11 protein-coding genes are annotated in these 12561 nt (G+C 39.7%); 10 read left to right on the top strand and 1 reads right to left on the bottom strand.

Annotation, left to right across the window (positions count from 1 at the left end):
* Positions 1-3: 3 nt before the first annotated feature.
* The 3 genes from IJI01_RS04210 to IJI01_RS04220 are packed head-to-tail and all read left to right on the top strand — an operon-like array spanning position 4 to position 2071.
* A complete protein-coding gene (locus tag IJI01_RS04210; RefSeq protein WP_292186312.1) occupies positions 4-876 on the top strand; it encodes a hypothetical protein in 873 nt (290 codons plus the stop codon).
* A gap of 9 nt (positions 877-885) precedes the next feature.
* Positions 886-1662 (top strand): RNA polymerase sigma factor region1.1 domain-containing protein, encoded by a 777-nt coding sequence (locus IJI01_RS04215; protein ID WP_292186316.1) that lies wholly within the window; start codon positions 886-888, stop codon positions 1660-1662.
* On the top strand, positions 1655-2071 hold the full coding sequence (locus IJI01_RS04220) for a hypothetical protein (RefSeq protein ID WP_292186318.1): 417 nt from the start codon (positions 1655-1657) through the stop codon (positions 2069-2071). The genes IJI01_RS04215 and IJI01_RS04220 overlap by 8 nt, the downstream gene beginning before the upstream one ends.
* Positions 2072-2121: 50 nt before the next feature.
* Here IJI01_RS04220 and rpmB read toward each other — a convergent pair whose 3' ends face one another.
* Positions 2122-2307 (bottom strand): 50S ribosomal protein L28, encoded by a 186-nt coding sequence (rpmB, locus tag IJI01_RS04225; RefSeq protein ID WP_026487808.1) that lies wholly within the window; start codon positions 2305-2307, stop codon positions 2122-2124.
* A 193-nt stretch (positions 2308-2500) separates the two neighbouring features.
* Here rpmB and IJI01_RS04230 point away from each other — a divergent pair, with 193 nt between their 5' ends.
* From IJI01_RS04230 to rsmD, 7 genes are all read left to right on the top strand, one after another.
* Entirely contained in the window at positions 2501-2863 is a 363-nt protein-coding gene (locus IJI01_RS04230) for an Asp23/Gls24 family envelope stress response protein (protein WP_292186325.1), read from the top strand.
* 31 nt (positions 2864-2894) lie between these two features.
* Positions 2895-4670 (top strand): DAK2 domain-containing protein, encoded by a 1776-nt coding sequence (locus tag IJI01_RS04235; protein ID WP_292186328.1) that lies wholly within the window; start codon positions 2895-2897, stop codon positions 4668-4670.
* A 76-nt stretch (positions 4671-4746) separates the two neighbouring features.
* Positions 4747-6816, top strand: a complete 2070-nt coding sequence (gene recG, locus IJI01_RS04240) for an ATP-dependent DNA helicase RecG (protein WP_292186331.1) — start codon at positions 4747-4749, stop codon at positions 6814-6816.
* A gap of 69 nt (positions 6817-6885) precedes the next feature.
* The gene (locus IJI01_RS04245) at positions 6886-7755 is read left to right on the top strand and encodes a DegV family protein (protein WP_292186334.1); all 870 of its coding nucleotides are present in this window, start codon (positions 6886-6888) and stop codon (positions 7753-7755) included.
* A gap of 46 nt (positions 7756-7801) precedes the next feature.
* The gene (locus tag IJI01_RS04250; protein WP_292186336.1) at positions 7802-9724 is read left to right on the top strand and encodes a DNA gyrase/topoisomerase IV subunit B; all 1923 of its coding nucleotides are present in this window, start codon (positions 7802-7804) and stop codon (positions 9722-9724) included.
* Positions 9725-9774: 50 nt separating this feature from the next.
* Positions 9775-12012, top strand: coding sequence for a DNA gyrase/topoisomerase IV subunit A (locus tag IJI01_RS04255; protein ID WP_292186339.1), 2238 nt, complete (start codon positions 9775-9777; stop codon positions 12010-12012).
* Positions 12009-12560 (top strand): 16S rRNA (guanine(966)-N(2))-methyltransferase RsmD, encoded by a 552-nt coding sequence (gene rsmD, locus IJI01_RS04260; protein ID WP_292186340.1) that lies wholly within the window; start codon positions 12009-12011, stop codon positions 12558-12560. The genes IJI01_RS04255 and rsmD overlap by 4 nt, the downstream gene beginning before the upstream one ends.
* Position 12561: the final 1 nt, after the last annotated feature.

Here is a 12561-nt window from a genome sequence, read left to right on the forward strand (position 1 = left end):
TAAATGAATAAACTTGTTAATCAGCTTGAGAGAAAATTTGGAAAGTATGCAATTCCGAATCTCTCAATGTATATTGTGGCATTGTATGTCATTGGTTATGTACTTGTTGGTTTTGCGCCTGCAAGCCTTAATTTGCCGGTGTATCTTTCTCTTAATCCAGAGAGAATCCTTCACGGACAGGTATGGAGACTGGTTTCATGGCTTATAATTCCACCAACTTCTGTGAGTTTACTTGTTATCATCACACTTATTTTCTATTATTTTGTTGGCTCTAATATGGAGCGCACAATTGGCACATTCAGATATAACCTGTTTATTTTCAGTGGAATTATCCTGATGATAATTGGCGCATTCATTGCCTATGGTATATACTATTTACTTGCGCCAGAGCTTACACCTGCAATTATGCAGAGTGCATCTTCATATTTTAATGTTTATTACATTCAGCAGGTTGTATTTTTGGCCTTTGCAATTCTTTATCCTGATGTACAGGTACTTCTCATGTTTATTATCCCTATCAAGGTTAAATACATGGGTATTGCTTATGGAGTTCTTCTTATTTGGGAAGGTATTTCCGGACTTAGAATTGCTAACTTCTGCGTATTTTTCTCAATTGGTTCACAGCTCCTTAATCTTTTATTGTTCTATCTTCAGCTTGGTAAGCTCTCAAGATTCAAACCAAAAGAGGTTAAGAGAAGAACTGAGTTTCAGAGAAATGCCAGAATGACTCCTAAGGGAGTTACAAGACATAAATGCGCTGTTTGTGGAAGAACAGAAGAGACTAATCCAGATCTGGAATTCAGATTCTGTTCAAAGTGTAATGGTAATTATGAATATTGCCAGGATCATCTTTTTACACATCAGCATGTTCAGTAAAGGAGTAACATGGGAAACATCGACAATAAAGAAAAAGAGTTTGCAGAAACACTTAAACTCGTGACCAGAACAGCAAGAGAAAATAAGAACCTTATTACAAGTGATGAGGTTAGAGAAGCTTTTTCATCACTTGATCTTGATGATAAACAGTTTGAAATGGTTTTTGAATACCTCAAAGCTCGTAAGATTGGAGTTGATGAGGAAGCAGTTTTTTCTGATGAAGAGCTGACTGACGAAGAGACCAATTATCTTAATTCATATCTTGAGAGCCTCAAGGAGCTTCCTACATATACTGACGGAGAGAAGAAAGCAATTTCAATGTCTGCTATAGCTGGTGATAAAGATGCTCAGAATAAGCTTATTGAATGTTTTTTACCGCTGGTTGTAGATGTAGCAAGAATGTATACAGAACAGGGAGTATTTCTTGAAGATCTTATTGGAGAAGGAAATTTTGCTCTTACTAAGGGCGTTACAATGCTTGATGCAGTTGGTGAACCTGAGGAAGTAGAAAGCTTTTTATACAAGATGATGCTTGATGCTATGGAAGCAACTATCGAGAACAATCTTGCGGAAGATGCAGGAGAACAGAAAGTACTCAAGCTTGTTCAGGAGGTTGCTGATAAAGCTACTGAACTTGCCCAGGACCTCAGGAGAAAAGTTACCGTCAAAGAGCTTATGGATGAAACAGGCTGGGATGAAGATAAGATCAGAAGTGCCATTAAGTTCAGTGGTGATAATATAGAAGATCTTGAGAGCGGAGACAGCAAGAAGAAACAGGATGAATAATATAGTTAACGAAGACGATTTTAAATATTACATGCAGGATATAGAAAGATATTATTTTGGAGCTCGCTATAATTATAACGAGCTCTTAAATAATGAAATGGTTCCTTTCAAATTCAAGACTATTATTACTAAATATATTAAGGATGATGTTGATTACGATACTACATTAGAGAGCCATTTATTTTATCTGGATCATACCAAATACGATTATAGGATCTACAAACAACTTAAAGCGAGAGTTCGAGTTTCCCAGTACAAGAATCCTGATAATCAGAGTAAGGGATTTAAAGAGAAGATATATACTGTAGAACAGCTTTCTAAGATTTCACCAGATGAGAAGGTGAGACAGGGAATGATCATAAGAGAGCTTATTCTTTCTAAGCTTGCGTTATTTGGATTTATGGCATAAAAAAACCACCTGAGTGATCAGGTGGTAATTTTTTGAACTAATTCTTTCGATTAAGCTCTTTCTACTTTGTTTGATCTAAGGCAGCTTGCGCAAACGTGCATTCTCTTAGTAGAGCCATTAACCTTACAAGCAACGTGCTGAACGTTTGACTTCCAAACTCTGTTAGATCTTCTATGAGAATGGCTTACGTTGTTTCCGAAATGAACGCCCTTGCCACAAATATCACATTTAGCCATTTTGACACCTCCTTATAAGCCATGTAATGTTTAAATCTAATCAACTACGTGCGTTATCCGCAACATTGATATATTAGCAGAAAGTAATTCTAATTGCAAGCAAATATTTCAAAAAATATGGTGGTTTTTTTATAAAACTGCTATTATAATACTATATGTATGCGAAAAAATGGCATTATTAAGGAGGAATTATATGAAGGCTTCTATAGTGAATACGCATATGGGAAATATTTCTATTGATAATGAAGTTATTGCCCAGTACGCAGGCGCTGTTGCCATGGAATGCTTCGGCATTGTCGGAATGGCAAATGTTAATGTCAAGGATGGACTTGTAAGTCTGCTTAAACGTGATTCAATGACAAGAGGAATTAATGTAACTCTGGATGATGACAATAAACTTAAGCTTGACTTCCATGTTATAGTAGCGTATGGTGTAAGCATTTCTGCTGTGTCAGAAAATCTTATTAGTACAGTTAAATATAAAGTAGAGGAATTTACGGGGCTTGAAATCGAGAAGATCAATATCTACATCGAAGGCGTCCGTGTAATAGACTAATTCGATTGCAAGTTCTAGGAGGAATTTTATTTTGAGTAACAATGCTATTGACGCTAAGATGCTGTCAAAAATGTTTTTGACTGGTGCCAAGAACCTTGAGGCTAAAAAGGAATGGATCAACGAACTTAATGTATTCCCAGTACCTGATGGTGATACCGGCACAAATATGACAATGACTATTATGTCAGCAGCCAAGGAAGTTAGCAACCTGGGTGATAGCGCTAATATGGAAGCTATCTGTAAGGCAATTTCTTCCGGTTCACTTCGTGGAGCAAGAGGTAACTCTGGAGTTATTTTATCTCAGCTTCTTCGTGGTTTTACTAAGGTAGTTAAGGCTCACGATGAAGTAGATGTTAAGATTCTTGCAGATGCCTTTGATAAAGCTGTAGAGACTGCTTACAAGGCTGTTATGAAGCCTAAGGAAGGCACAATTCTTACAGTAGCTAAGGGCGCAGCAGAGAAGGCTCGTGAGCTTTCAGCTGAAGGTGTTCAGGATTTAGAGAAATTCGGCGCAGAAGTTATCAAGTATGCTGATGAAGTTCTTGCCAAGACTCCTGATATGCTTCCTGTACTTAAGCAGGCTGGAGTTGTAGATTCAGGCGGACAGGGACTTATGCAGGTTCTCAAGGGAGCACTTGATGGTTTCCTTGGTAAGGAAATAGATCTTTCTATATCTGAAGAGCAGGTTACACCAGGTGCCAGAAATAAGGCTGAGGCCAAGGAAGAAGATATTAAGTTTGGCTATTGCACAGAATTTATCGTTCTTCTTAATAAACCTCTTAATGTTAAACAGGAAATTGATTTCAAAGGCTTCCTTGAGTCAATTGGTGATAGTATCGTATTAGTTGCAGACGATGAGATCTGTAAGGTCCATGTACATTCTAATGATCCAGGTCTTGCTATTCAGAGAGCTCTTATGTACGGACAGCTTTCTAATATGAAGATCGACAACATGAGAATGGAGCATAGAGAGAAACTCTTCCACGAGAATAACGATGGATCATGGGCTGAGATCAAGACAGAGATCAACGGAGCTGCAGAGCTCACACCTACATATTCAAGAGACGATGATATTCCTCTTGGCAAGAAGGTTGAGTTTGGTGACAAGACTCCAGCTGCTCCAGAAGAGCCACGTAAGGATATCGGATTTGTTACTGTATGTGCAGGTTCTGGACTTGCTGAGATATTCAGAGGCCTTGGAGTTGATTATGTAATCGAGGGTGGTCAGACAATGAACCCTAGCACAGCTGATATTCTTGATGCTGTTGATAAGGTTAATGCTGATACAGTTATCGTACTTCCTAACAATAAGAACATCATTCTTGCAGCTAATCAGGCAGCAATCATGTCTGAGGACAATGCAGATGGCAAGAAGATCGTAGTAGTTCCTTCTAAGACTGTTCCTCAGGGAATCACAGCTATTATCAACTATGTACCTGAGACACCTGTTGATGATGTTGTGGCTGCTATGACAGAGTCGCTCACTACAGTTAATACAGGTGAGGTTACATACGCTGTCAGAGATACCAAGATTGATGACGTTGAGATCAAGCAGGGCGATTACATGGGAATCGGCGATGCAGGAATCCTTGCAGTAGGCGGAGAAATTGCTGACGTTACATTTGATATGCTTGATAAGATGATGAGCGAGGATCGTGAGCTTATCAGTATCTACTATGGTAGCGATGTAGACGAGAATGAAGCTGATGCACTCAGGAGCAGAGTAAGTGATAAGTTCCCTCAGTGTGATGTAGAGCTTCAGTTTGGCGGTCAGCCAATTTACTATTATATTGTTTCTGCAGAATAAAATATGAGATAATACAGTCGGGTCTAATTATAGGCCCGACTCTTTTTATTTATATTTGACAATAGGGGACATAACTTTGGGGAAAAGAGAACTTGATGAAAATGTTATAAATCTTAAGGGCGTAGGCGAGAAAACAGCTAAGCTCTTTGAAAAATGTGGTATCAGAACTGTTGGGGATCTTCTAACATATTATCCAAGATGCTATGACGGATTTGAAACTCCTGTCAGGGCCTGCGACGTACGCTCTGGGCAGATCAATTCTGTTAAGCTCACTATTATTGGCAGCATTACTAAGAGACGAGTTCGCAATCTTTCTATTATTGCGTTCGAAGCTGCTGATCAGACTGGCAAAATTAAAATGACATATTTTAATGCACCATATCTTGCGTCTTCCCTTAAGAGTGGAACTACCCATATTTTCAGAGGAATGGTTCAAAAGAAAGGCTCTTTTTATACAATGGACCAGCCCAAGATGTACTCACAGGAAGAGTATGCTTCTCTGGTGGGCCGACTTATGCCAAGGTATCCACTTGTAAAAGGTCTTACTAATAACGCTATCGTCAAAGCTATGGAGCAGGCTTTCATTAACGTAGGGCAGCTCCAGGAATATGTTCCAGAGGACATTCTTAATAGATTAAAGCTTATAGGTTATTCAGATGCTGTCAGAAGCATACATTTTCCGGATAATGAAAAAAGGCTTGAGGATGCCCGTAGAAGGCTTGCTTATGACGAATTTCTTTTGTTTGTCATTAAGCTAAGACTCCTTAAGATGAATCAGGAAGAGATAGCCAATTCTTTTCCTATGGTGGAAGTATCTGAAACAAGGAGACTACTTGAAGTTTTGCCATATAAGCTGACAAATGCCCAGCAGCTGGCATGGGAAGATATTCAAAATGATCTATCGGGCCCAGCTGTAATGAATAGGCTCATTCAGGGCGACGTAGGATCTGGTAAAACAGTCATAGCTTTACTTGCTCTTTTGACTGCTGCTGCAAACGGCTATCAGGGTGCACTTATGGCGCCAACAGAAGTTCTTGCAGCTCAGCATTTTGAAAGCTTTAAGGAACTTATCGAGAAATACAATATCCAGCATCTTAAGCCAGTTCTTTTGACAGGAGCACTTTCTGCCAAGGTTAAAAAAGAAGCGCAGAGACTCATAAGTGAAGGTGAAGTAAACTGTATTATCGGAACAAATGCCCTTATTCAGGAAAAGGTTAATTACAAAAATCTTGCTCTTGTTGTAACGGATGAGCAGCACAGATTTGGGGTAAGACAGAGAGAAGCGCTTGCGGGAAAGGGCTTAAATACTCATGTCTTGGCTATGAGTGCAACGCCTATACCAAGAACTCTTGCAATCATTCTGTATGGAGACCTTCATATTTCTATTATTAATGAGCTTCCTGGTGGAAGACTTCCAATCAAGAACTGTGTAGTGGGAACTGAGTACAGACCTACCGCCTATAAGTTCATAAAAGATCAGGTTGAAGCCGGAAGACAGGCCTATGTCATTTGTCCTATGATCGAAGAGGGAGAAATGGACGGTGTAACAAACGTTGTTGATTATACGGAAGTACTCAGGGAAAACCTTCCTCCAAGCATAAATGTTGCGATGTTACATGGCAAAATGAAGCCAGCTCAGAAAGATGAGATAATGGAAGCCTTTGCCAGAAAAGATATAGATGTTCTGGTATCAACAACTGTAATAGAGGTTGGCATCAATGTGCCTAACGCTACGGTTATGATGATAGAAAATGCCGAAAGATTTGGTTTGTCTCAGCTCCATCAGCTGCGAGGACGAGTTGGACGAGGTGGGTACCAGTCCTATTGCATTTTCCTTAATACATCAGAGAGCGATGAAGCCAAGCAGCGCCTTGATATTATGAATAAGACTAATGATGGCTTTAAAATAGCAGAAGAGGATCTTCGTCAAAGAGGTCCTGGAGATCTGTTTGGTGTCAGACAGAGTGGCGACCTTAATTTCAGGCTTGGAGATATCTACCACGATGCAGACCTGGTCAAGGAATCAGCTATGGATGCTGACAGGATTTTATCTCAGGATCCGGAATTGACACTTCCACAATATAGTGTACTTAAAGACAAAATAACCACAAAATCTGCAAATTCGGTTGACTTTGCTACTTTATAAAAGTAAGATATCTTTAGTTGATTATGAAAATAGGAGTATTATCGGCTAATTGCCGGGACAGGGGATAACATGTCTAATATAGCAGTAGTAACTGATAGTAATAGTGGTATCACGCAGTCTCAGGGTAAGGAACTTGGTATATTCGTAGTTCCGATGCCTTTTACAATTAACAACGAAGATTTCTTTGAAGATATAAATCTTACTCAGGACCAGTTTTATGAGAAGCTGGCAGAGGATGCAGGTGTATCAACAAGCCAGCCTTCTCCTGACTCACTTATGACAATGTGGGATAAGGTGCTGGAAGAATATGATCAGCTCATCTATATTCCTATGAGTAGCGGATTATCCGGATCATGCCAGAGTGCTATGATGATCGCTAATGAGGAATATGAAGGGAAAGTTTTTGTAGTAGATAATCAGCGTATTTCTGTAACACAGAGACAGTCTGCTTTAGATGCTCTTGAAATGGCTAAGGCGGGTCTTTCTGCAGAAGATATTGTTAAAAAGCTAATGGATAATAAGTTTGAGTCCAGTATCTATATCATGCTGGATACGCTTTATTATCTCAAAAAGGGTGGTAGAATCACTCCTGCAGCTGCAGCGCTTGGTACACTTTTAAGACTCAAGCCTGTACTTCAGATTCAGGGTGAAAAGCTTGATGCTTTTGCTAAGGCTAGAACAAGCTCACAGGGCAAGAGTATCATGATTAATGCCATTAAGGCTGATATTGAGAATAGATTTGGCGGTTGGGATAATAAGGATTTCTGGCTTGCCTGCGCATATACCAAGGATCTTGAATCTGCTAGTGCATGGAAAAAAGAGCTTGAGGAAGCTTTTCCTGGTGTAGAGATTCATATGGATCCACTTTCTCTTTCTGTTGCATGCCATATTGGACCTGGGGCACTGGCAGTTACAGCAACCAAGAAAGTTCATTTTTAATGAATGACAGATAATATGTAAAAAGTTTTAAAAAGGGGTTTATAGAATGGCTTCAGTTGAACAGTATGATGCTTCCAGTATTACCGTATTAGAAGGACTTGAGGCAGTAAGAAAACGTCCTGGTATGTATATTGGAAGTGTTACCACACGTGGTCTCAACCATCTGGTTTATGAGATCGTTGACAACGCTGTGGATGAGCATCTGGCAGGTTTCTGCACCAAAATCCATGTGACTCTTGAAGCTGATGGTTCAGCAACTGTAGAAGATAACGGAAGAGGTATTCCAGTTGGAATGCACGCTAAGGGTATTACCGCTGAGCGTGTAGTTCTGACTATGCTTCATGCCGGTGGTAAATTTGATAATAATGCTTATAAGACAAGTGGTGGACTTCATGGTGTAGGTTCATCAGTTGTTAATGCGCTCTCAACAAGGATGAGCGTCCTAATCAAAAAAGATGGTTTTATTTATGAGGATTCCTATGAGAGAGGAATCCCTACAACCAAGCTTGTTAACGGACTTCTCACTCCACTTGGCAGCACAAAGGAAACTGGTACAACTATCAATTTCCTTCCTGATGATACTATTTTCGAGAAAACAAGATTTAAGGAAGATGACATTAAGTCAAGACTTCATGAGACAGCATATCTTAACCCTTCTCTTACAATCATTTTCCAGGATAAGAGACCAGGCGTTGAGGAATACATTGAATTCCATGAGCCAGACGGAATCACAGGCTTTATCAAGGATATGAATAAATCCAAGGAAGCTGTTCATGACGTTGTTTCTTTTAGCGGCGAAAGTGAAGGCGTAGAGGTTGAGGTAGCATTTCAGTATGTAAACGAGTTCCATGAAGAAGTTCTTGGATTCTGTAATAACATTTATAATGCTGAGGGTGGTACACACCTCACTGGTTTCAAGACTATGTTTACTAACATAATCAACCAGTATGCAAGAGAGCTTAATATCCTCAAGGATAAGGATAACAACTTTACAGGAACTGATGTCAGAAATGGTATGACAGCAGTTATTTCTATCAAGCACCCAGATCCTAGATTTGAAGGTCAGACCAAGACCAAGCTTGATAATCAGGATGCAGCCAAGGTTGTTTCCAAAATTACTAATGACGAGATGACCAGATTCTTTGATAGAAATCTGGAGACTCTTAAATCTATCATTGGCTGTGCTGAAAAAGCTGCCAAGATCAGAAAGACAGAAGAAAAAGCCAAGACAAACATGCTTACCAAGCAGAAGTATTCCTTTGATTCAAATGGTAAGCTTGCTAACTGTATCAGTAAGGATGCATCAAAGTGTGAGATATTCATCGTAGAGGGAGATTCTGCGGGCGGTAGTGCCAAAATGGCGAGAGATAGAAACTTCCAGGCAATCCTTCCTATCAGAGGTAAGATCCTCAACGTTGAAAAGGCAAGTATCGATAAGGTTCTTGCTAATGCTGAGATCAAGACCATGATCAATGCTTTTGGTTGCGGATTTTCTGAAGGCTACGGTAACGACTTTGATATTAACAAGCTTCGCTATGACAAGATTATTATCATGGCCGATGCCGACGTCGATGGTGAGCATATTTCAACACTTCTTTTGACATTATTCTATAGATTTATGCCTGAGCTTATTTATCAGGGACATGTATATGTGGCTATGCCTCCTCTTTATAAGGCTATGCCAGCAAGAGGCAAGGAAGAGTATCTGTATGATGATTCTGCGCTTGCCAAGTATAGAGCAACTCACAAGGGAAGCTTTACTCTTCAGAGATATAAGGGTCTTGGTGAGATGGATGCACAGCAGCTCTGGGAGACAACTCTTGATCCTGAGAGAAGACTTCTCAAGGCAGTTGAGATTGAGGATGCCAAGATGGCCTCACAGATCACTGAGCTTTTGATGGGAGTAGATGTACCTCCTAGAAGAGAATTTATCCATCAGCATGCAACAGATGCTGAGCTTGATATTTAAGGCTTGTACCAGGCCTATTTTGAATACCAGTAATTGTTTGGGGAAAATAAATGGAAGATAGAATTATTAAAACCGAATACTCTGATATTATGCAGAAGTCATTCATTGACTATGCCATGAGCGTAATTGTAGCTCGTGCACTTCCTGATGTCAGAGATGGACTTAAGCCTGTACAGCGCAGAACCTTATATGACATGTATGAACTGGGACTTCGCTACGACAGACCATACAGAAAGAGCGCCAGAATTGTCGGCGATACCATGTGTAAATATCATCCTCACGGTGATAGCTCAATCTATGACTGTCTTGTAGTTATGACTCAGGACTTCAAAAAGATTCTTCCTCTTGTAGACGGACATGGTAACTTCGGTAATATAGAAGGTGATTCTCATGCCGCTATGCGATATACAGAGGCTAGATTATCCAAGATCACTCAGGAGAACTTCCTTGAGGACCTTGATAGGAATGTTGTAGATTTTGTTCCTAACTTTGATGAGACAGAAAGAGAGCCTTCAGTTCTCCCTGTTAAGATACCTAATTTCCTTATTAACGGATCTGAGGGTATTGCTGTTGGTATGGCAACAAGCACACCACCTCACAACCTTGCTGAGGTTATTGATGCTGAGATTGCTTATATGCAGGATGATTCTCTTACAACCAAGGATATTATGAAGTATATAAAGGGACCTGATTTCCCTACTGGTGGTATCGTCATCAACAAGGATGAGCTTCTTGAGATTTATGAGACAGGTGTTGGTAAGATCAGAATTCGTGGTAAGGTTGAGACTGAGAAGGGCAAAAATGGCCATATCAACCTTGTTATTACTGAGATTCCTTATACTATGATTGGTATGGGAATCGGTAAGTTCATGTCTGATGTTGCTGAACTTGCTGAAAAGAAGATCACTAATGATATCGTTGATATTTCCAACCAGTCCTCCAAGGAAGGTATCCGTATTGTAATTGAGCTTAAAAAGGATACTAATGTAGAGAACTTTACAAATCTTCTTTACAAGAAGACCAAGCTTGAAGATACATTCGGTGTTAACATGCTTGCTATTGATAACGGAAGACCAGAGACCATGTCTCTTAGAGAGATCATGAGAGCCTGTGCTGACTTCCAGTTTGAGACAGCAACAAGAAAATATACTACACTCCTTAAAAAGGAACAGGACAAGAAAGAGATTCAGGAAGGTCTTATCAAGGCCTGCAATGTAATCGATCTTGTAATTGAGATCCTTCGTGGCTCCAAGGATAGAGCAATGGCCAAGAACTGTCTTGTTAATGGCGAGACAGAAGGCATCAACTTTAAGTCCAGAGAATCCAAGGCAATGGCTGCACAGCTTCTTTTCACTGAAGCACAGGCTGATGCTATCTTGGAGATGAGACTTTATAAACTTATTGGTCTTGAGCTTGAAGCTCTTGTTAAAGAGCACGAGCAGACTGTTGCTAATATTTATAAGTACGAGGATATTCTTGAGAATCATGACTCTATGGCCATGGTTATTCAAAATGACCTTAACAAGATCAAAAAAGAATTCCAGGCTGCCAGAAAGACAGTTATCGATAACCGAGAGACTGCTGTTTATGAAGAAAAGCCTGTAGAAGAGATGGATGTAGCATTTATCATGGATAGATTTGGCTATGCCAAGACTATTGATGCTTCAACCTACGAAAAGAACAAAGAGACTATTGAGGCTGAATTCAAGTTCTCCTTTATCATGAAGAATACAGGTAAGGTTTGCTTCTTTACAAATACCGGTAATCTCCACACAGTTAAGGCTATGGATCTACCACAGGGCAAGATGAGAGATAAGGGTATTCCTATTGATAATGTCAGCAACTTCGACACAGCCAAAGAGACTATTGTTATGGCTGCAAGCCAGTCAGATCTCAATCTTTACAGACTCTTATTTACAACTAAGATGTCAATGATGAAGATCGTTGACGGCGGCGAATTTGATGTTTCAAAGAGAACTGTTGCAGCTACCAAGCTTATGGACGGCGATGAAGTTGTAAATGTTGAGATTCTTCATACTCAGAGAACTGTAATACTTAGATCCAATGAAGGCTTCTTCCTCAGGTTCTATGTTGATACTATTCCTGAGAAAAAGAAGGCTGCTGTGGGCGTAAGAGGTATGAGACTTGGCAAAAATGACTATATTAGAGATGTCTTTTACCTTAATGACATGGAAGAAAAGGCTATTGAGCACAATGATAAGACATTAGAGCTTGGCCATCTCAAGGTTACTAGTCGTGATACAAAGGGTACAAAGGTGAGATTATGAGAGTGATAGCAGGAAGTGCCAGAAGACTTAAGTTAGTTACTCCTGAGGGCAACGATACAAGACCAACTCAGGACAGAATCAAAGAGACACTTTTTAATATGATTCAGATGCAGGTTCCTGGCGCAGTATTTATTGATTTATATGCTGGAAGTGGCGGAATAGGCATAGAGGCTCTTTCAAGAGGAGCTAAAAAGGCTTACTTTATCGATAATGCCATGAGCAGCTATAAATGTATAACTACAAATCTTAAGACTACTCATTTTGAGGATGTTTCTACAGTTCTTAAGCAGGACGTAGTTATAGGACTTCGTAATATTCATGAAGAGGAGGCTGATATTATTTTCATCGATCCTCCATACCATGAAGACCTTTATGAGCGCACACTTTCTCAGCTTTCAGCAATGAATTATGTTACTGAGAATACCATGATCATTATAGAGAGTCCTATTGATATGGATTTTTCTTTTGTAGATGGTCTTGGTTTTGAAGTAAGACGTGAAAAAGAGTACAAATCAAACAAGCATGTATTTGTTTACAGAAAGGCATAAT

This window comes from Butyrivibrio sp. (assembly GCF_017433805.1).
Lineage (GTDB): Bacteria > Bacillota > Clostridia > Lachnospirales > Lachnospiraceae > Butyrivibrio.